16 protein-coding genes are annotated in these 19,732 nt (G+C 73.7%); 12 read left to right on the forward strand and 4 right to left on the reverse strand.

Translation table 11 applies throughout. The features are described 5' to 3' along the window. The first annotated feature begins 4 nt into the window (after nt 1-4). The 11 genes from AB0D46_RS10245 to AB0D46_RS10295 all read left to right on the forward strand — a co-directional run bounded on the left by AB0D46_RS10245 (nt 5) and on the right by AB0D46_RS10295 (nt 15,254). On the forward strand, nt 5-973 hold the full coding sequence (locus tag AB0D46_RS10245; RefSeq protein WP_362876848.1) for a sugar ABC transporter permease: 969 nt from the start codon (nt 5-7) through the stop codon (nt 971-973). Continuing rightward, a complete protein-coding gene (locus AB0D46_RS10250) occupies nt 970-1,857 on the forward strand; it encodes a carbohydrate ABC transporter permease (protein WP_362876849.1) in 888 nt (295 codons plus the stop codon). Before AB0D46_RS10245 ends, AB0D46_RS10250 begins: the two co-directional genes overlap by 4 nt. A 5-nt stretch (nt 1,858-1,862) precedes the next feature. Then, nucleotides 1,863-3,128 (forward strand): 6-phospho-beta-glucosidase, encoded by a 1,266-nt coding sequence (locus AB0D46_RS10255; RefSeq protein WP_362876850.1) that lies wholly within the window; start codon nt 1,863-1,865, stop codon nt 3,126-3,128. Continuing rightward, nucleotides 3,119-4,126, forward strand: coding sequence for a BadF/BadG/BcrA/BcrD ATPase family protein (locus tag AB0D46_RS10260; RefSeq protein ID WP_362876851.1), 1,008 nt, complete (start codon nt 3,119-3,121; stop codon nt 4,124-4,126). Before AB0D46_RS10255 ends, AB0D46_RS10260 begins: the two co-directional genes overlap by 10 nt. Before the next feature lie 203 nt (nt 4,127-4,329). Continuing rightward, entirely contained in the window at nt 4,330-5,727 is a 1,398-nt protein-coding gene (locus AB0D46_RS10265; protein ID WP_362876852.1) for a hypothetical protein, read from the forward strand. Between the two features lie 5 nt (nt 5,728-5,732). Beyond that, nucleotides 5,733-6,770 carry a glutamate ABC transporter substrate-binding protein gene (locus AB0D46_RS10270; protein WP_362876853.1) on the forward strand — a complete coding sequence of 346 codons (1,038 nt, stop codon included), beginning with the start codon at nt 5,733-5,735 and terminating at the stop codon, nt 6,768-6,770. Nucleotides 6,771-6,826: 56 nt separating this feature from the next. Then, entirely contained in the window at nt 6,827-8,230 is a 1,404-nt protein-coding gene (locus tag AB0D46_RS10275) for a hypothetical protein (protein WP_362876854.1), read from the forward strand. Further along, complete coding sequence (locus AB0D46_RS10280; protein ID WP_362876855.1) at nt 8,227-11,055, forward strand: tetratricopeptide repeat protein; 2,829 nt, start codon at nt 8,227-8,229, stop codon at nt 11,053-11,055. The genes AB0D46_RS10275 and AB0D46_RS10280 overlap by 4 nt, the downstream gene beginning before the upstream one ends. Nucleotides 11,056-11,058: 3 nt before the next feature. Continuing rightward, the gene (locus AB0D46_RS10285; RefSeq protein ID WP_362876856.1) at nt 11,059-12,732 is read left to right on the forward strand and encodes a protein phosphatase 2C domain-containing protein; all 1,674 of its coding nucleotides are present in this window, start codon (nt 11,059-11,061) and stop codon (nt 12,730-12,732) included. A gap of 43 nt (nt 12,733-12,775) precedes the next feature. Further along, complete coding sequence (locus AB0D46_RS10290; protein WP_362876857.1) at nt 12,776-14,101, forward strand: VWA domain-containing protein; 1,326 nt, start codon at nt 12,776-12,778, stop codon at nt 14,099-14,101. A 46-nt stretch (nt 14,102-14,147) separates the two neighbouring features. Then, complete coding sequence (locus AB0D46_RS10295) at nt 14,148-15,254, forward strand: FHA domain-containing protein (RefSeq protein WP_362876881.1); 1,107 nt, start codon at nt 14,148-14,150, stop codon at nt 15,252-15,254. Here AB0D46_RS10295 and AB0D46_RS10300 read toward each other — a convergent pair. Next, nucleotides 15,235-16,290, reverse strand: coding sequence for a methyltransferase domain-containing protein (locus AB0D46_RS10300; protein WP_362876858.1), 1,056 nt, complete (start codon nt 16,288-16,290; stop codon nt 15,235-15,237). The genes AB0D46_RS10295 and AB0D46_RS10300 overlap by 20 nt on opposite strands. A 122-nt stretch (nt 16,291-16,412) precedes the next feature. Between AB0D46_RS10300 and AB0D46_RS10305 the strand changes: the two genes are divergently transcribed. Beyond that, complete coding sequence (locus AB0D46_RS10305) at nt 16,413-16,814, forward strand: globin (RefSeq protein WP_362876859.1); 402 nt, start codon at nt 16,413-16,415, stop codon at nt 16,812-16,814. 21 nt (nt 16,815-16,835) lie between these two features. Here AB0D46_RS10305 and AB0D46_RS10310 read toward each other — a convergent pair whose 3' ends face one another. From AB0D46_RS10310 to ettA, 3 genes are read right to left on the reverse strand one after another with little or no spacing between them, the layout of a single operon-like run. After that, nucleotides 16,836-17,552: a hypothetical protein gene (locus AB0D46_RS10310; RefSeq protein WP_362876860.1), complete on the reverse strand. Its 717-nt coding sequence runs from the start codon at nt 17,550-17,552 to the stop codon at nt 16,836-16,838. After that, nucleotides 17,549-18,004: a thioesterase family protein gene (locus tag AB0D46_RS10315; RefSeq protein ID WP_362876861.1), complete on the reverse strand. Its 456-nt coding sequence runs from the start codon at nt 18,002-18,004 to the stop codon at nt 17,549-17,551. The genes AB0D46_RS10310 and AB0D46_RS10315 overlap by 4 nt, the downstream gene beginning before the upstream one ends. Before the next feature lie 9 nt (nt 18,005-18,013). After that, a complete protein-coding gene (gene ettA, locus AB0D46_RS10320) occupies nt 18,014-19,678 on the reverse strand; it encodes an energy-dependent translational throttle protein EttA (RefSeq protein WP_362876862.1) in 1,665 nt (554 codons plus the stop codon). Nucleotides 19,679-19,732: the final 54 nt, after the last annotated feature.

Below are 19,732 nucleotides of genomic sequence, written 5' to 3' on the forward strand. Positions count from 1 at the left end.
TCCGATGCCCCGCACCCACGCCCCCGCGGGCCCGCACGCCCGCGCCCTGAAGGCCAGGCACCGCCGCTCCCGACTGCGGACCCTCGCCTTCATGTCCCCCTGGCTGATCGGCTTCTCGGTCTTCTTCGCCTATCCGCTGCTGTCCACCGTCTACTTCTCCTTCACCTCCTACGACGGCTTCCGGCCGCCCGTCTTCAACGGACTGGCCAACTGGAGCTACGTCTTCACGGACTATCCGCTGTTCTGGCCGGCCATGCGCAACACCCTGTGGCTGGTGCTGGTCATGGTGAGCTGCCGGGTCGTCTTCGGTCTCGGCGTCGGCCTGCTCATCACGCGGATCAGGACCGGGGCCGGAATCTTCCGGACCCTGTTCTACCTGCCCTACCTGGCCCCACCGGTCGCCGCGACGCTCGCCTTCGTCTTCCTCCTCAACCCCGGCACCGGCCCGGTCAACACCGTGCTGGAGTCGCTCGGACTGCCCGCGCCGGGCTGGTTCACCGACGCCGACTGGTCCAAGCCCGCCCTCACCGCGCTGGCGCTGTGGGGGGTCGGCGACCTGATGGTCATCTTCATGGCCGCGCTGCTCGACGTACCGAAGGAGCAGTACGAGGCCGCCGAGCTCGACGGAGCCGGCGGCTGGGCCCGGTTCCGGCACATCACCCTGCCGAACATCTCGCCGATCATCCTGTTCGCGGTGGTTACCGGGGTCATCCAGGCCATGCAGTACTACACCCAGCCGCTGGTCGCCGGAAAGGCCGCCGCCGGCGTGATCGGCGGCTCGGGGCAGCAGTTCGAGCCGGGCTACCCCGACAAGTCCACGCTGACCCTCCCCCAGGTGGTCTACAACGTCGGCTTCCAACGCTTCGACTACGGCACCGCCTGCGTCGTCGCCCTGGTGCTGTTCGCCCTCTCCATGGCCTTCACCGCGCTCCTCATGCGGCGCCGTGGCGGACTGATCGGAGCCGGCACATGAGCACGTCGAGCCCCCCTCGCCACCTCGTACCCCGCCCGTCGCCGCGCCGCGGGGCGCGTCGCCGGGTCGTCCTGCACTGGGTCGCCGTGCACAGCCTGGGCGTGGCCGCCGCCCTGTTCTTCGTCCTCCCGTTCGTCTTCCTGCTCCTCACCTCCCTGATGAGCGACCAGCAGGCGCTGACCCGCGACCTGTGGCCGCGCACCTGGGAGTGGGGCAACTACGCGACGGTCTGGCACACCCCCGGCTTCCTCACCTGGTGGCGCAACACCCTGCTGTACGCGGGCCTGGGCACCCTGCTGACCTTGCTGTCCTCGGTGCCCGTGGCGTACGCCCTCGCCAAGTTCCGCTTCCGCGGGCGGCGGCTGTCGCTGCTGCTGGTGATCGCCATGATGATGCTGCCGCCGCAGGTGGTGGTCATCCCGATGTACCTGTTCTGGGCGAAGCAGCTGGACCTGTCCGGCACCCTGTGGCCACTGATCATCCCGATGGCCTTCGGCGACGCGTTCTCCATCTTCCTGCTGCGCCAGTTCCTGCTGACCATCCCCGACGAGTACCTGGACGCGGCCCGCGTCGACGGCTGCGGAGAACTGCGCACCCTGCTGCGCGTCGTACTGCCCATGGCCAAGCCGGGCATCGCGGCCGTCGCCCTGTTCCAGTTCTTCGCCGCCTGGAACGACTACTTCGGCCCGCAGATCTACGCCTCCGACAACCCGGCCGCCTGGACCCTCAGTTACGGCCTGGAGTCCTTCAGGGGCGCGCACCACACCAATTGGAACCTCACCATGGCGGCGACCGTGCTCGTCATGGCACCGGTGATCGTCCTCTTCTTCTTCGCCCAGAAGGCGTTCGTCGAAGGCGTCACCCTGACCGGAGTGAAAGGCTGACGACCATGAAACTCGCAGTGGTGGGCGGCGGTTCCACCTACACCCCCGAGCTGATCGACGGCTTCGCCCGGCTGCGCGCCGGCCTGCCCGTCGAGGAACTGGTACTGATCGACCCCGCCACCGAACGGCTGGAGCTGATCGGCGGCCTGGCCCGGCGGATCTTCGCCCGCCAGGGGCACCCGGCCGTCGTGACCACCACCTCCGACCTGGACGCGGGCGTCGCCGGCGCCGACGCGGTGCTGATCCAGCTGCGGATCGGCGGGCAGGCCGCCCGACTCCAGGACGAGACCTGGCCGCTGGAGTGCGGCTGCGTCGGACAGGAGACCACGGGCGCGGGCGGCCTCGCCAAGGCCCTGCGGACCGTCCCGGTGGTCCTGGACATCGCCGAGCGCGTCCGGCGGGCCGCCCCCGACGCCTGGATCATCGACTTCACCAACCCCGTCGGGATCGTCACCCGGGCCCTGCTCGGCGCCGGGCACAAGGCCGTGGGCCTGTGCAACGTCGCCATCGGCTTCCAGCGCAAATTCGCCAAGCTGCTCGACCTGTCCCCCGCCGAGGTCCACCTCGACCACGTCGGCCTCAACCACCTGACCTGGGAGACCGGGGTGCGCCGCGGCGGGCCCGACGGGGAGGACCTGCTGCCCGGCCTGCTCGCCGCGCACGGCGACGCCGTCGCCGCCGACCTGCGGCTGCCGCGCGCGGTCCTGGACCGGCTCGGGGTGGTGCCCTCGTACTACCTGCGCTACTTCTACGCCCACGACGAGGTGGTCCGGGAGCTGGGCGAGAAGCCCTCGCGGGCCGCGGAGGTCGCCGCGATGGAGAAGGAACTGCTCGACCTGTACGCGGACCCCGCGCTCGACGAGAAGCCCGAACTGCTCGCCAAGCGGGGCGGCGCCTTCTACTCGGAGGCCGCCGTGGACCTCGCCGCCGCCCTGTTGGGTGACGGCGGCAGCCCGATCCAGGTGGTCAACACGCTCAACCGCGGGACCCTGCCGTTCCTCCCGGACGACGCGGTCATCGAGGTGCAGGCCCGGGTGGACCGCTCCGGTCCGGCGCCGCTGGCCGTGCCCCGACCGGATCCCCTGTACGCCGGTTTGATCTCCCACGTGACGGCGTACGAGGACCTCGCGCTGGACGCCGCCCTGCGCGGCGGGCGCGAGCGGGTGTTCAAGGCCCTCCTCGCGCACCCCCTGGTCGGGCAGTTCGACCTCGCCGAAGGGCTGACCGACCGGCTGCTCGCCCACAACAAGGAGCACTTGCCATGGGCGTGACGCCCGCCGGCGCGGCCGTGCTCGCGATCGACGCGGGCAACAGCAAGACCGACGTCGCGCTGATCGACGCCGACGGCGGTGTCCTCGGCACCGGCCGCTCCGGCGGCTTCCAGCCGCCCCGGGTCGGCGTCGAGGGGGCCGTGGACGTGCTCGGGCAGGCCGTCGCGGAGGCTGCGGAGGCCGCCGGACTGCCCCGGCTGCGGCCGGGGGCCCCGTACGCCGCGCAGGTCTCGGCGTGCCTGGCCAACGCGGACCTCCCGGTGGAGGAACGCCGGCTCGCCGACGCGGTCAGCGCGCGCGGCTGGGGCGCGGCCACCGAGGTGCGCAACGACACCTTCGCGATCCTGCGGGCCGGACTGCCCGCGGGGGACGCGCCGCGCGGGGTCGCGGTGGTCTGCGGGGCGGGCATCAACTGCGTCGGCATGCTGCCCGACGGGCGCACCGCGCGGTTCCCGGCCGTCGGAATGATCTCCGGTGACTGGGGCGGCGGGGGCGGCCTCGCCGAGGAGGCCCTGTGGTGGGCCGCGCGCGCCGAGGACGGACGCGGCGGGCCCACGGAGCTGGCGGCCGCGCTGCCGGGGTACTTCGGGCTCGGCTCCATGTACGAGCTGATCGAGGCGCTGCACCTGGGCTCCCTCGCCCGGGGGCGGGTCCACGAGCTGGTGCCGGTGCTGTTCGCGGTGGCCGCGGCGGGCGATCCGGTGGCGGGCGCCCTCGTGGAGCGGCAGGCCGACGAGGTGGTGGCGATGGCGTCGGTGGCACTGGAGCGGCTCGGCCTGCTGACCCAGGACGTACCGGTGCTGCTGGGCGGCAGCGTCCTCGCGGCCGCCCATCCGCAGCTCAACGACAGGATCGAGGCCCTGCTGGCCCGGCGGGCCCCGCTCGCGCGGGTCGCGGTGGTGGCCGCGCCGCCGGTGCTGGGCGCGGGGCTGTTGGGGCTGGACGCGCTGGGGGCGCCCGCCGGGGCCCACGGGAAGCTCCGTGCCCATTTCGGGTGAACCCGCCCCGGAACGCGGCGGATCAGGAACCGTGGGGGTCCCCGCGACGTATTGACGGTGAAGGGGTGGCCGGGGGCGGCGCGGGGGGCGTCCCCCGGGCCGACCGCGGGTACGGATCACCCAAGATCGAGCACCGGGTGCTGTGGTGGGCCGCCGCTGGGGCCATACTGCTCCGGAACAGAGGGACCGAGGGGGAGGTCACGGTGGCCATCACGACACGCGCGGCCGCGCCCGGGAGCGGTACGTCCGGTGCGCCGCCGCGCCCCGCCGCGGGCCCGCCCGCCCCACCGGGGCGGGGCACCGCCTGGGCGGAGGGCGTCGAGCGGCTGCGTGCCGCCGCGACCACCGAGCCGGGCCGACTGCGGATCATCGGGGCCGTACTGGCCGCGCTGATCGTGCTGTTCGGCGCGGTCGCCGTGTGGGAGGTCTCGGACCGGGTGTCGGCCGCCGAGGCCGTGGTGGGCCGCAGCCAGCCGCTGAGCGCGGACGCGGCGAGCATCTACCGCTCCCTCGCGGACGCGGACACCGCCTCCTCCAGCGGGTTCCTCGCGGGCGCCCAGGAACCCCGGGAGGTCCGCGAGCGCTACGAGAAGGACATCGCCAGTGCCTCCCGGCTGCTGATCAGCGCGGCGGCGAACACCGGCGCCGGCGGGGAGTCCCGTAAGGAAATAGCGCTCCTCGGCGAGCAGTTGCCCCGCTACACCGGCCTGATCGAGCAGGCCCGCGCCAACAACCGGCAGGGCCTGCCGCTGGGCGGGGCCTACCTGCGCCACGCCAACGAACAGATGAGCACGGTCCTGCTGCCCGCCGCGCAGCGGCTGTACGAGGCGGAGACCGGCCGGCTCTACACGGACCACGACGAGGCCCGGTCCTGGCCGCTGGCCGCGACGGGGGCCGGTGTCCTGGCCGTCGGCGTGCTGGCGTGGGCGCAGCGGCGCAACTACCTGCGCACCCACCGGGTCCTCAACCAGGGGCTGTTGGCGGCGACCGCCGCCTCGGTGGTGGTGCTGCTGTGGCTGACGGTCGGGCAGAGCGTGGCCCGTTCGGAGCTGAGCGAGGCCCGGGCGGACGGGCAGGAGTCGTTGAAGGTGTTGAACGACGCGCGGATCGCCTCGCTCCAGGCGCGGGCCGGCGAGAACCTGACCCTGATCGCGCGGGGCGCCGTACTGGCCGAGGACAAGAAGTCCGACAAGTACGACGTCGACTACGCGACGAACATGCGCCAGCTCGACGAGGGGCTGGCCAAGGCCCTGCGGCTGGCCGACGACGACAGTGGCCGCGACCCCCTCAAGAAGGCCGCGGCCGGTGTGACCGAGTGGAAGCAGCGGCACGCGGCGGCCCGGGAGTCGGACATGAAGGGCGACTACGAGTTGGCCCTGCCCCAGGTGATCGGGGGCAAGAACAGCAGCGGGGCGTCGTTCGACGTCGTGGACGCCTCCCTGGAGGAAGCCGTGGTCCACGAACAGCAGGAATTCACCCGGGCGGCCCGTGGCGGGCTCGGCGCGCTGGACGGGTTGGTGACGGGCGCGGCGGCGCTGGCCGTCCTCGGCGCGGTGGCCGCCCTCCTCGGCATCGGCCGCAGGCTTTCGGAGTACAGGTGAGATCGATGCGGATACGGCGGATGCGCTCGGGGCGGGGCGGCGCGGGCGGGGCGACTCCGGTGCGCCGCGCGGCGGGCCGGCTGCGCGGCTGGGGCGGGGTGAGCGCGATGGCCACCGCCTGCGCGGTGACGGCGGCGGCCGTGCTGCTGCCGCTCGCCCAGGGCGCGCCGGACGGCGGCCGGAGCGGCCCGGTCCGCGAGCCGGCCGCGGTGGTCGCGGCGCCCGCCGCCCCCGCCGACACCTGCCCGGACCCGGAGGCGAGCCTGCGCCCGTCCGGCATGGACGGGCCGACGATCGAGCGGATCCGCAAGGCCGGCAAGCTCGTCGCGGGCGTCGACCAGAACAGCTTCAAGTGGGGCTACCGCAATCCGGACGGGCACCTCGTCGGCTTCGACATCGACCTGGTCAAGGCCATCGCGAAGGACATCCTCGGCAACGAGGACCTGGTCATCTACCGGGCGATCCCCACCAGCCAGCGGATCCCGGCCCTCCAGGAGGGCCGCGTCGACGTCGTCGTGCGGACGATGACCATCAACTGCAAGCGCCTGGAGGACGTCGCCTTCTCCACCGCCTACTTCGAGGCCGGCCAGCAGGTCCTGGCCCCCAAGGGTTCGCCGATCACCGGCTACGACGGCTCGCTGAACGGCCGCAGGATCTGCACGGCCGCCGGCTCCACGGCGGAGGCGGCCCTGAAGGCCCAGGCCTACGGCTCGGTGTCCGTCTCCGTCCCGAACCAGCTGGACTGTCTGGTGCGGCTGCAACTCGGCGAGGTCGACGGCATCATCACGGACAACGCGCTGGCCGCGGGCCAGGCCGCGCAGGACCCGTCGGTGCAGCTCGTCGGAGCCCCCTTCACCCGCGAGTTCTACGGGGTGGCGATGAACAAGGACGCCTCCGACCTGGTGCGCCGGGTGAACAAGGTGCTGGAGGACTACCGTGCGGGCGGTGACGCCGGCCCGTGGGCGACCTCGTACCGCAACCACTTCCAGAACGTGCTGCCGAAGGTGGCCTCGCCGCCCGCGCCCAAGTACCGGGACGGCTGAGGCCGGTGGCGGAATCGAGGCCGTACGTGAGCCTTCCGGGAACGGGGCCCGCAGTGATGGACAGGGACGACGTCGACCGTGCGCTGACCCGCCTGGGCGCGGAGCACGAGGCCGTGGAGACCTCGCTGCTCGCGCTCCAGGACCACGCGGGCCGCAGGCTCCTGGAGGGGGCCGCGCTCAGCGGGGTCACGCGGGAGCGGTGGGCCGCCGCCGACGCGGCCATCACCCGGCTGTGGGCGTACTTCGACGCCTACAGCGGGGCCTTGGCCGCCGCCCGCGCGATCCGCGAGCGGCGGCGCTGGCCGAACCGGGAGGACCTGGCGGAGCTGACCGAGCGGCTGCGCGGGCCGGGGGTGACCATCGCCGGCGCCGGGCTGGAGGGCGCCGCGCTCGCGGAGCGGTTCTCGCTGGCCGAACTCGTCGCCCGGATGAACGAGCTCTACGCGAGCTCCTTGGACCTGGTGGTCGCCGCCGACGCGGTGTGGTCGGCGCTGCCCGCGCGGATCGACCTGCTCGCCGCCGAACTGCACCGGACGCGGTCACTGGCGCACTCGGTGGGGGTGCGGCCGGGCGAGCACCCGTCGGGGGACGACCTGGAGTCGATCACCGCCGAGCTGACGCGGCTGCGCGAACGGGTCATCGCCGACCCGCTGGCCTTCTGGACGCCGGCGGCGGGCAGTTCCGCCCCGGGCGGGGGCCGGCCGGACACCGCCCGCTACGACCGGGCGGCCCGCGCGCTGGACGACGTACGGCGGGAGGTCGAGGCGGTGCTGACCGTCCGGCAGGACGCCGAGCAGCGGCTCATCGCCGTGCGGGACGTGCTCTCGCGGGCCGATCGGACCCTCGCGGAGGCGCGCAACGCCCGCATCGAGGTGCTGGCGAAGATCGCGGCGTCCGAGGTGCCGGCCGTCAGCGGACCGCCGACCGCCCTCCAGGAACAGCTCGCGGCGGCCGCCGAGTACCGCAGGCACGCGCGGTGGCACCGGCTGTCCCCGCTGCTGGACGCCCTGGAGGAACGGGCGGAGGAGGAACTCCGGCGGGCCCGCGAATCGTTGACCGCGGTGACGGCGCCGCTGGCCGTGCGGGCGGAACTGCGCGGCAGGTTGGACGCCTACCGGGCGAAGGTCGCCCGGCACGGACTGGCGGAGGATCCGCTGCTGATCGAGCGGTACGACACCGCCCGACGGATGCTGTGGAGCGCGCCCTGCGACCTGCGGGCCGCCGAACTGGCGGTCCTGCGCTACCAGCGGGCCACCGCCGAGGCACTGGCGCCGCCGGAACCCGCCACCGACGCGGCCCCCGCACCGGGGGAACACCACGACGCGCAGGCGCACCACCTGCCCGAGCAGCACCGGCCCGACCCGTACCGACCCGACCCGACCCGATCCGACCCGTACCGATCCGACCAGCACCAACCCGAGCAGCACCGGCCCGCGGGGCCGGGGAAGGAGGACGCATGAGCCTGATCGGAACGCCGTGCATGCGCCCCGGCTGCCCCGGGACGTACGAGGACATGGGCGGCGGCGAGCTGTACTGCGACACCTGCGGGCTCGCCCCGACGGGTGCGGTCGCGGCGGGTGCCGAGGAACTCGTCTCCCCGCCCACCGGCATGACCAGCGCCGCCCGGCACGGCGACTCGCGGGGTTCGGGGGGCTCGGCGGGCTCGCGCGGCTCGGGCCGGTCCTCGGCCTCGGCGAGGTCCTCCCGTTCCTCCCGGTCCTCCTCCTCGCGCCGCTCGGTGTCCGGGCGGCTGTCGCGCTCGCTGCCGGGTTCCGCGTCGGCCCGTTCGGTGTCGGTTCGCAGTTCCGGTTCGGCCTCCGCCGCCTCGGGGCGCGGGCGGCTGGGAGCCGGGCTGGTCAGCATGCCGGAGGTGCCGCGTCCGGATCCGTCGGCGGCCGTATTGGAGAACCCGGAGGTCCCGGAGCGCAAGCGGTTCTGCTCGCGCTCGGACTGCGGGGCGCCGGTGGGTCGGGCGCGGGGCGAGCGGCCCGGCCGTACGGAGGGGTTCTGCACCAAGTGCGGTCACCCGTACTCGTTCGTGCCCAAACTGCGCGCGGGCGACGTGGTGCACGGCCAGTACGAGGTGGCGGGCTGCCTCGCGCACGGTGGTCTGGGCTGGGTCTACCTGGCGGTGGACCGGGCCGTCTCCGACCGGTGGGTGGTCCTCAAGGGCCTCCTCGACACCGGGGACCAGGACGCGATGGAGGCGGCGATCTCCGAGCGGCGCTTCCTCGCGGAGATCGAGCACTCCAACATCGTGCGGATCTACAACTTCGTGGAGCACCTGGACCAGCGGACGGGTTCGCTCGACGGGTACATCGTCATGGAGTACGTGGGCGGCAAGTCCCTGAAGGAGATCGCGAACGAGCGGCGCCGGCCGGACGGCAGACGCGACCCGCTGCCCGTCGAGCAGGCCTGCGCGTACGGGATCGAGGCGCTGGAGGCGCTCGGGCACCTGCACAGCCGCAACCTCCTGTACTGCGACTTCAAGGTCGACAACGCCATCCAGCAGCAGGACCAGCTCAAGCTGATCGACATGGGCGCGGTCCGGCGGATGGACGACGAGGAGTCGGCGATATACGGCACCGTGGGCTACCAGGCCCCGGAGGTGGCCGAGCTGGGTCCGTCCGTGGCCTCGGACCTCTACACGGTGGCGCGCACCCTCGCCGTGCTCACCTTCGACTTCCAGGGCTACACGAACGTGTTCGTGGACTCGCTGCCGGACCCGGAGCACATCGAGGTGTTCGGCCGGTACGAGTCGTTCTACCGGCTGCTGGTCCGGGCCACCGATCCGGATCCGGGGCGGCGGTTCGCCTCCGCGCAGGAGATGGCGGACCAGCTGACGGGCGTGCTGCGGGAGGTCGTCGCGTTGCAGACGGGCCGGCCGCGGCCGCAGCTGTCCACGCTGTTCGGCCCCGAGCTGCGGGTGCCGGACACCCGGCTGTACGCGGACGGGCCGGGGGCCGAGGTCTCCCGGCTGGGCGCGCGGAACACCGCGCGGCCGCTGTGGGGCCCGGGCCGGCGGCGGGCGCCGGCCGGCGCTCCGGTTCCGGTTCTGCCGGCGCCGGCTCCCGCCGCGGTCCCGGTCGTGGCCGGTGGCGCGGGTTCCGTCGGTTCCGTCGGTTCCGTCGGTTCCGTCGGTTCCGTCGGCGCCCCGGCGCCGTTCGCGCCGTCCCCGCCCGCGGGAGGTGCCGTCGCCGCACTCGGGACGACCGCCACGCACCTGGCGGGCGCCGCGGTGCCCGCGCCCCGGCGGACCGGTCCCGCGCCGGAGGCCCGGTCGGCGCCGACGGCCGGGCTGTCGCAGGCTCCCGTTCCGCTGTCGGCGCGGGGTCCCGGGGCGTTCGCGGCCCGGGCCGGGCTGGCCCGCCTCGACGCGCGCGACACGGCGCTGGCCCTGCCCGTGCCGCTGGTCGACGCCGCCGACCCCAACGCCGGTTTCCTGACCGGACTGCTGGCCTCCGCGCCTGCCGACCTGCTGGGCGCCCTCGGCTCGGCCCCGGCCGACTCCGCCGAACTGCGGCTGCGCGAGCTGCGGGCCCGGCTCGAACTGGGCGAACTCGCGGTGGCGGGCGAGGCCCTGACCGCGCTGGAGGACCGGCACCCGGACGACTGGCGCGTGGTGTGGGCCCGCGGCATCGCCTCGCTGGCCACCGGGGACGACGAGATAGCGGCGCTGTCCTTCGACGCGATCTACGACGCCTTCCCGGGCGAGCCCGCTCCGAAGCTGGCCCTCGGCCTGTGCGCCGAGGTCCTCGGGCAGTTGGACAACGCCGCCGAGTACTACCGCCTCGTCTGGACCACCGACCCGGGGTTCGTGAGCGCGGCCTTCGGGCTGGCCCGGGTCCAGCTGGCGTCCGGCGACCGGGACGGCGCCGTGCGCACGCTGGAGTCCGTACCGGAGGCCTCCATCCACTACACCGCCGCACGGGTGGCGGCCGTACGGGCACGCCTGCGCGACCGGTCCCCGCAGGAGCCCCTGCTGGCCGATCTCGTGGCGGCGTCCGGCCAGGTGGAGGCGCTGCGGCGGTTCGGGCTGGACCCGGAACGGCAGGAGCGGCTCGCGACGGAGGTTCTGGGCGTGGCCCTGGACTGGGTACTGTCGGGTAGCCGGGGCGCCGACCCCGGCCGGACCTCGCTGCTCGGCAGTCAACTGGACGAGCGGGGGCTGCGCTTCGGCCTGGAACGCTCGTACCGCGTCCTCGCCCGGCTGGCGCAGCGGGGCGAGGAGAGGATCGAACTGGTGGAACGGGCAAACCGTTTCCGTCCCCGGACGTGGGTGTGAGTGATGTCGATGCATCGGCCGTCGGGCTGCCCCAGCTGCGCGGAGCCCCTGGAGGAGGGTGACCGTTTCTGCGGCGTGTGCGGTTACGCCCTGTCCTCCCCGCCCCCTACCCCGGATTCCCGTCCGACCCTGCCGGTCGGTTCCCCGCCGGCGCCGGCGCCAGCCGGACGGGTCGCCACGGCCGGGGTCCCCGCCGCGGCGGCGGGCTCCCACCCCGGGCAGGGTCCCGGAACCGACCCCGCCGGGGCGTACTCCTCCGGCGCCGGGGACCCGGCCAGGGCGGCCGCGCCCCCTGCCGCGTATCCCGCCGCTCCGGCGCACGCCCCTGCGGGCGAGGCCCCCGGCGCGGCCCCCCGGGCCGCCGGTCCGGCGGGCGAGCCGGTCGGCGCCGGCCTGCGCGGCTCCGCCGGCTACACCCCCGGGGTGCCCGCGCCCGGTTGGGGCAGCGTGGCCGAGGCCGCGCCCACCCTGGTCGGCGACGGCTCCGGCATGCCGGGCCCGAGCGCCCCCCGGGGCGCCTCCGACCCCGGGCCCGAGTCCCCGTACGGGCAGGAACCGGCCCGGCCCGAGACCCCGCCCGAGCGGGAGCCCCTGCGCCACGACCTCCCCGGCGGGGTCGGGGAGCCCGGGGACGGGGGTTGGGGGGTGCCCGCGCACGAGGAGCCGTACGCCGCGCAGGGCGGGCCCGCGCCCGAGGAGTCGTACGGGGCCGCCCCCGCGGGGGACGGCGGGAAGACCTGCGTCGCCTGCCGCGCCGGGCACGTCGACCCCGACGGGTACTGCGAGCACTGCGGCCACGCCCAGCCCCGCGAGCGGGACCACCTGGAGGAGGAGCTCGGCAGCGTCGCCGCCGTCAGCGACCGCGGCCTGCGCCACCACCGCAACGAGGACTCCTTCGCCGTGTCGGCGACGGCCCTGCCCGACGGTTCGGCCGCCACCGTGGCGATCGTCTGCGACGGCGTCTCCTCCGCGAGCCGGCCCGACGATGCCTCGGCCGCCGCCGCCCGCGCCGCCAACGAGGCGCTGCTCGACGCCCTCCCCCGCGGCGCCCACCCCCAGGAGGCCATGCACGAGGCGATCCTGGCGGCGGCCACCGCCGTGAACGCCCTCGCGCCCGAGACCCCCGGCGCGCAGAACGCGCCGGCCTGCACGCTGGTCGGCGCCGTCGTCAGCGGCGGGGTCCTGACCATCGGCTGGGTCGGCGACAGCCGTGCCTACTGGGTGCCCGACGACCGGGGCGCCCTGCCGCGGCGCCTCACCGAGGACGACTCCTGGGCCGCCCAGATGGTCGCGGCGGGCCTGATGGGCGAGGCCGAGGCCTACGCCGACGTCCGGGCCCACGCCATCACCGGCTGGCTCGGGGCCGACGCGTACGACCTCGAACCGCACACCGCCAGCTACAAGCCGGACCACCCCGGCGTGGTCGTCGTATGCACCGACGGCCTGTGGAACTACGCGGAGTCCGCCCGGGACATGGCCCAGGTCCTGCCGCCCGACGCGGCCGTCCGCCCCCTGCACAGCGCACAGGTCCTGGTGGGCCACGCCCTCGACGGGGGCGGGCACGACAACGTGACCGTCGCCATCGTGCCCTTCGCCGCCGTACCGGAACCGGGGGCCCCCGGCGCCGCCCCGGCGGCGGAAGCCGAAGCGGAACCGGAACCGTACCCCCGGGCCTGACCCGCCCGTCCCCGTCGTCAGCGAGCCCCGAGGAGTCCAGTCGATGGCGAACTTCGCCAAGCCGAGCGCCCCGCGCTTCAGCGTGGAGGTGTACCAGAACGAGTTCCTGCCCGAGGGCGGCCGGGACGTGCACGCCATCGTGACGGTCACCTCCAGCGGGGGCGCGACCGCGACGGCCGCCCGCGTCCTGGGTCAGGACGCGGCCGTCGTGATCATGGTGGACTGCTCGGGCTCGATGGACTACCCGCCGGACAAGATGCGCGGGGCCCGCGAGGCGACGGCCGCCGCGATCGACACCCTGCGCGACGGCACCGCCTTCGCGGTGATCGCGGGCACCCACGTCGCCCGCGAGGTCTACCCGGGTCAGGGCCGGCTGGCCACCGCCGATCCGGCGACCCGCGCCCGGGCCAAGGAGGCGCTGGGCTCCCTGACCGCCGGAGGCGGCACCGCCATCGGGACCTGGCTGCGGCTGGCAGACGGCCTGCTCCGGCAGTCCCCGGCCACGATCCGGCACGGCATCCTGCTCACCGACGGCCGCAACGAGCACGAGGAGCCGGCCGTGCTGCGCGCCACCCTCGACGCCTGCGCCGGCCGCTTCACCTGCGACGCCCGCGGCGTGGGCACCGACTGGGAGGTCAAGGAGGTCACCGGGATCGCGAGCGCCCTGCTCGGCTCGGCGGACATCGTCGCCGACCCGGCCCACCTCACCGAGGACTTCACGCGGGTGATGGAGAACGTCATGGGCAAGGAGGTCGCGGACGTGGCGCTGCGCCTGTGGACCCCGGTCGGGGTGGAGGTCCAGTACGTCAAGCAGGTCGCGCCCGCCGTTCACGACCTGACCGCCCGCCGCACGGAGGCCGGGCCGCGCGCCGGGGACTACCCGACCGGGTCGTGGGGCGACGAGTCCCGCGAGTACCACGTCTGCGTACGGGTGCCGGGTGCGGCCGTCGGTCAGGAGATGTTGGCGGCCCGCGCCTCGCTGGTGCTGCCCGGGCCGGCGGGCGAGCCGCAGCCGGCGCTGGCGCAGGGCCTGGTCAGGGCGGTGTGGACAGACGATCTGGCCGCTTCGACCGCGATCAGCCCGCAAGTGGCGCACTACACAGGACAGGCAGAACTCGCGCAGGCTATCCAACAGGGCCTGGAAGCCCGCAAAATGGGTGATGTGGACGGGGCCACGGCGAAACTGGGGCGTGCCGTGCAGTTGGCGAGCGTCTCCGGGAACGCCGACACTGCCAAACTGCTGGCGAAGGTGGTGGACGTCGTGGATGCGGTGGCGGGTACTGTGCGGCTGAAAGCCAAGGTCGCCGATGCCGACGAGATGACCCTTGAAACGCGTTCGACGCAGACCGTCCGAGTGAAGAAGACCTGAGAAGAAACCTGACGCGATGACGCAGGGAGAAGGGGGAAGCGCCGCGATGCCGACCTGCCCGAACGGGCACCAGTCCGCCTCCGACGACTGGTGCGAGGTCTGCGGCCACCGCATGGCTGCCCCTACGGGCACCCCCGCGGCGCCCTCCTACGGATACGGCTACCCTCCCACGGCCGGTGAGCCGACCGCCCAGGCGGAGCTGTGCCCGCAGTGCCGCACCCCGCGCGAGGCCATGGCCCCGTTCTGCGAGGAGTGCCGGTACAACTTCCTGACCCGTACGCCGACTTCGTACGCACCGCTGTCCCCGGACGCCACGGGCACGGGGCCCGGTACCGGGGCGGGCGCGCAGCCCGGGCCGCCGCCCCCGCCGCCGGCTCCGGCGCAGCCGGTGTTCTCCCAGGACCACTTCGAATACCAGGGGTCCCGGCCGTCCCGGGTCAACCGGCCCGCCGAACCGCTCCAGCGGGAGGACGACTGGCTGCTGCCGCCGCCCTCGCACGAGCAGGGGCAGGGGCAGGGGCAGGGGCAGTCCTCGCAGCGGTCCGGGCAGCAGGGGCCGTCCGGGCAGCAGGCCCGGCCCGTGCAGCAGGAGTACCAGCAGCCCGAGTACCAGCAGGAGTACTACCAGCAGCAGGCTCCGCCGCAGCAGGAGTACCACCAGCAGCAGCCGGCGCAGCAGCAGCACGAGTACCAGCAGCAGCACCAGCCGCAGCAGCAGCCGTTCCCGCCGCAGAACGCCCAGGCGCCGTTGTCCTGGTCGGTGACGGTCGCGCCCGACCGCTCGTACTTCCTGGCGATGATGCAGCGCAGCGGCCCGGAGGCGGCGGCGCTGAACCTGCCCGCGTACTCCCCCGAGCAGCACCTGCCGCTCTCCGGCGGGCAGATCACCATCGGCCGGCGCCGTGCCTCCTCGGGCGAGGCCCCGGACATCGACCTCGCGGTGCCGCCGGAGGACCCGGGCGTCTCCCATCAGCACGCGGTGCTCGTCCAGCAGCCCGACCTGAGCTGGGCGGTGGTCGACCAGAACTCCACCAACGGCACCACCATCAACGGCGGTGAGGAGCCGATCCAGCCCTACGTGCCGGTTCCGCTCTCCGACGGCGACCGGGTCCACGTGGGGGCCTGGACCACCATCACCATCCGCCGCGGCTGACCGGGCCCGGCGGTTCCCCCAACGGCCACACGTACGGGCCCCGGGGGTCGTCGAGCCAGGACCACTGACCCCGCCCGGTGACCGTGACCCCGAACCGCTCGCGCGCCGGACGGCCCTCCCTGCGCCACAGGTCCAGGGCCTCGCGGGGGTGCAGCACGCCCGCGGTCAGGATCAGCAGGAACTGGAAGCGCTCGTTCTCGATGAGCTCGTACGGGACCCCGTGCAGCGGCCCCGTCGTACCGGCGGGGGCGGATGACGCCGTGGCCCCGCGGAGCGGGACGAAGTAGGCCGAGGTGTGCAGGAAGTGCCCCTCGGCGAAGTCGGCGTCCCGGACGGTCAGCGCGATCAGCCCCGTCGACAGCGGCGCCAGGATCCGCGCGCCGGGCCGGCACTGGGCGGGCCAGGCGGGCGGGATCAGCGGCAGGGTGCAGGTCACCAGGATCCGGTCGAAGGGGCTGCGGGCGGGGCAGCCGCGCGCGCCGTCCCCCGTCACCACCGTCGGGTGGTGGCCGAGCAGCGCCAGGTGGGCCCGCGCCGATTCGGTGATCTCCTCGTCCAGGTCGACCGTGGTGACCAGGTCCTCGCCGAGCCGGTGGCACAGCAGGGCCGCGTTGTAGCCGGTGCCCGCGCCGATCTCCAGTACGTTGTCGCCGTCCCGCACCTCCAGTGCCGCCAGCATCTTCGCCATCAGCGAGGGCTGGCTGCTGGAGGAGACCAGTTCGCCGTCGCGCAGGCGGGTCGCCAGCGGGGCGTCGGTGTACACCCCGCGCAGCCAGCGGGCCCGCTGTTCGGGGTCGGGGTCCTCGCCCCACAGCCGTTCGTGGCCGGCGCCGCGGCCGGTCCAGAAGTACGGCACGAACACGTGCCGGGGCACCGCCGCGAAGGCCGCCCGCCAGGCCGGGTCGGCCAGCGCCCCGGCCGCCGTCAGCTCCCGCACCTGACCGGCGTGCGCCGCTGCCCGCAGGTCCCGGGCCGCTTCGTCCGGTGCGCCGCGGGACGTGTGGGGGGTGTGTGCCCCCGTGCCGCCCGTACCCATGACTCCACTGTGCTGCGGGCGGGCCGCCCGTGCGACCCCGGCGGGTGGTCGGGGGGCCGGAGCGCGAGGTCGAGGGTCCTAGGACCGGGGTCCTCCGTCCGGGCGTCTGAGACGATGGTCGGGTGAATGACGAGTCGCAGAGCACGGTCCAGGAGCAGACCTTCTACGAGCTGGTGGGCGGCGAGGACTTCTTCCGCCGGCTGGTCCACCGCTTCTACCAGGGGGTCGCGGGGGACCCGCTGCTGCGCCCGATGTACCCGGAGGAGGACCTCGGGCCCGCCGAGGAACGGTTCGCGCTGTTCCTGATGCAGTACTGGGGCGGCCCGACCACGTACAGCGACCACCGAGGCCACCCGCGTCTGCGGATGCGGCACGCGCCGTTCCAGGTGGACGCGGCCGCGCACGACGCGTGGCTGCGGCACATGCGGGTCGCGCTGGACGAGATGGGGTTGGCGCCGGAGCACGAGGCGCAGCTGTGGCGTTACCTGACCTACGCGGCCGCCTCGATGATCAACTCCGGCTGATTCGGAGCGCGGGCCGGCCGGTCAGACGGGGCGTACCTGAAGGGCGCCCAGGCCGCCGGTCCGCCCGGGGCGCCGCGTGGCGACGGACCCGTACGGGGTGCTCAGGCGCAGCCAGCCGCCCGAGGCGAACAGTGCCACGGGGGCCGGCGCCGTGACCGGCGCCGCCGCGGGGACGGGGGACCGTACCGGCCGCAGGAAGCCCAGGGACTGCGCGGCGTGCACGGCGCGCAGCGGAAGTTCGGTGTCGCCCAGCGTCCGCGACCAGATGTCCCGGCCGATGCGGTCACGCTCGGAGCGGGTCCGGTGCTGCGGGGGCAGGGCCTCGTCACGTGCCCGGAACTCGGAGACGGCGGCGGCGACGCAGGCCCGGACCGCTTCGGGGGCGGGCAGGCCCGGCACGGGCTGCCAGCCGCCGCGGGGCGGCAGCACGCCGGCCCAGGGGGGCCCGGTGACCGGCGCGGGCACGACGGCGCCGGCGGTGGTCTCGTCGATGGCCTCCAGCAGCTCGCCCGCGGACACCGTCAGGTCGAGCGGTGTCGCGAGGGGCTCGGCAAGACGGGCCGTACGGACGGCCAGCACGTCGAAGGACGGCGGGCGCCCGAAGACGGCGAGCGCGCCGCCGCCCGCCCGCGCCTGCAGGCGGACCGCGGCGGCGCGGTCGTAGTGCACCAGCCGACCCAGGAAGGCGGCGAGGTCCGCCGCCTCCCCGGAATCGACGAAGCGCAGCTGCTCGGTCATGCCGCGAGGCGCCCTTCGGCGGCCTCGGGCAGGTCGAGGTACTCCTCCAGGAAGCGACGCTCCTCCGCGGTGATGCGGCGGGGACGCCCCTCGGCGAGGTTGTAGGGCACGACCACGGTCTCGGCCCGGACGTACACCGTCTCCGGCCTGTCCTGCGTCGCCTCGTCCTTGACCTCGTAGCGGATGGTCAGGGACGCGGCGCCTATGCGGGTCACCCAGGACTCGATGAGGACGGGCTCGTGCCGGTGCACCAGGGGCAGCTTGTAGTCGATCTCGTGGCGGGCCACGACGGAACCGCCCGTGAAGGAATCGCTGCCCTCCCCCGGCGCCAGGCGGAACATGAAGTCGATCCGTGCCTCCTCCAGGTAGCGGAGGAAGACGACGTTGTTGACGTGCCCGAAGGCATCCATGTCCGCCCAGCGGAGGGGGCACCGATAGTGGTGTCTGGCCATGGTCTCGACCTAGCCCCGGGTGAGCTTCTTGTAGGTGGCGCGGTGCGGACGCGTGGCGTCCGGGCCGAGCCGCTCGACCTTGTTCTTCTCGTAGGACTCGAAGTTGCCCTCGAACCAGTACCACTTGGACTCACCCTCGTACGCGAGGATGTGCGTGGCGACCCGGTCCAGGAACCAACGGTCGTGGGAGATGACCACGGCCGCACCGGGGAATTCGAGGAGCGCGTTCTCCAGCGAGGACAGGGTCTCGACGTCGAGGTCGTTGGTGGGCTCGTCGAGGAGCAGCAGGTTGCCGCCCTCCTTGAGCGTCAGCGCCAGGTTGAGGCGGTTGCGCTCACCACCGGACAGGACACCGGCCGGCTTCTGCTGGTCCGGACCCTTGAAGCCGAAGGCGCTGACGTACGCGCGGGACGGCATCTCGACCTGGCCCACGTTGATGTAGTCCAGCTCGTCCGACACGACCGCCCAGAGGGTCTTCTTGGGGTCGATGTTGGCGCGGCTCTGGTCGACGTAGCTGATCTTGACGGTGTCGCCGACCTTGATGGCGCCGGAGTCCGGCGTCTCCAGGCCCTGGATCATCTTGAAGAGCGTGGTCTTGCCGGCGCCGTTCGGGCCGATGACGCCGACGATGCCGTTGCGCGGCAGCGTGAACGACAGGTCGTCGATGAGGATCTTGTCGCCGAACGCCTTCGTGAGGTTGTTGACCTCGACCACGATCGAGCCCAGACGCGGGCCCGGCGGGATCTGGATCTCCTCGAAGTCCAGCTTCCGCATCTTGTCGGCCTCGGCCGCCATCTCCTCGTAGCGGGCGAGACGGGCCTTGGACTTGGTCTGACGCCCCTTGGCGTTGGACCGCACCCACTCCAGCTCTTCCTTGAGCCGCTTCTGGCGCTTCTCGTCCTTGCGGCCCTCGACCTTGAGGCGGGTGGCCTTCTTCTCCAGGTACGTGGAGTAGTTGCCCTCGTAGGCGATGGCGCGGCCGCGGTCGAGTTCGAGGATCCACTCGGCGACGTTGTTCAGGAAGTACCGGTCGTGGGTGACCGCGATGACACAGCCCTTGTACTGCGAAAGGTGCTGCTCCAGCCAGTTCACCGACTCGGCGTCGAGGTGGTTGGTGGGCTCGTCGAGGAGCAGCAGGTCGGGGGCTTCCAGCAGCAGCTTGCAGAGCGCCACGCGACGCTTCTCACCGCCGGAGAGGGTGGTGACCGGCCAGTCGCCGGGCGGGCAGCCCAGCGCGTCCATGGCCTGCTCCAGCTGGGCGTCGAGGTCCCACGCGTTGGCGTGGTCCAGGTCGTCCTGGAGCTTGCCCATCTCCTCCATCAGGGCGTCGGTGTAGTTCGTCGCCATTTCCTCGGCGATCGCGTTGAACCGGTTGAGCTTGCCCTTGATCTCGGCGACGCCGTCCTCGACGTTCTCCAGGACCGTCTTCGACTCGTCGAGCTTCGGCTCCTGCATGAGGATGCCGACCGTGTAGCCGGGAGACAGGTACGCCTCACCGTTCGACGGCTGCTCGATGCCCGCCATGATCTTCAGAACGGTGGACTTACCGGCGCCGTTCGGGCCCACCACACCGATCTTCGCGCCGGGCAGGAAGTTCAGGAAGACGTCGTCAAGGATCACCTTGTCGCCGTGCGCCTTGCGCGTCTTGCGCATGGTGTAGATGAACTCAGCCAAGAGAAACCGTCCGGCAGATCGATGGTGGGCAGATACACCCCATCTTGCCAGTCG

This window comes from Streptomyces sp. NPDC048383 (genome assembly GCF_040651775.1).
Taxonomy (GTDB): Bacteria; Actinomycetota; Actinomycetes; order Streptomycetales; family Streptomycetaceae; genus Streptomyces.

Coding starts and splice junctions, on each gene's coding strand:
- AB0D46_RS10245 (WP_362876848.1), top strand. CDS start 5: ATGCCCCGCACCCACGCCCCCGCGGGCCCGCACGCCCGCGCCCTGAAG.
- AB0D46_RS10250 (WP_362876849.1), top strand. CDS start 970: ATGAGCACGTCGAGCCCCCCTCGCCACCTCGTACCCCGCCCGTCGCCG.
- AB0D46_RS10255 (WP_362876850.1), top strand. CDS start 1,863: ATGAAACTCGCAGTGGTGGGCGGCGGTTCCACCTACACCCCCGAGCTG.
- AB0D46_RS10260 (WP_362876851.1), top strand. CDS start 3,119: ATGGGCGTGACGCCCGCCGGCGCGGCCGTGCTCGCGATCGACGCGGGC.
- AB0D46_RS10270 (WP_362876853.1), top strand. CDS start 5,733: ATGCGGATACGGCGGATGCGCTCGGGGCGGGGCGGCGCGGGCGGGGCG.
- AB0D46_RS10275 (WP_362876854.1), top strand. CDS start 6,827: ATGGACAGGGACGACGTCGACCGTGCGCTGACCCGCCTGGGCGCGGAG.
- AB0D46_RS10280 (WP_362876855.1), top strand. CDS start 8,227: ATGAGCCTGATCGGAACGCCGTGCATGCGCCCCGGCTGCCCCGGGACG.
- AB0D46_RS10285 (WP_362876856.1), top strand. CDS start 11,059: ATGTCGATGCATCGGCCGTCGGGCTGCCCCAGCTGCGCGGAGCCCCTG.
- AB0D46_RS10290 (WP_362876857.1), top strand. CDS start 12,776: ATGGCGAACTTCGCCAAGCCGAGCGCCCCGCGCTTCAGCGTGGAGGTG.
- AB0D46_RS10295 (WP_362876881.1), top strand. CDS start 14,148: ATGCCGACCTGCCCGAACGGGCACCAGTCCGCCTCCGACGACTGGTGC.
- AB0D46_RS10300 (WP_362876858.1), bottom strand. CDS start 16,290: ATGGGTACGGGCGGCACGGGGGCACACACCCCCCACACGTCCCGCGGC.
- AB0D46_RS10310 (WP_362876860.1), bottom strand. CDS start 17,552: ATGACCGAGCAGCTGCGCTTCGTCGATTCCGGGGAGGCGGCGGACCTC.
- AB0D46_RS10315 (WP_362876861.1), bottom strand. CDS start 18,004: ATGGCCAGACACCACTATCGGTGCCCCCTCCGCTGGGCGGACATGGAT.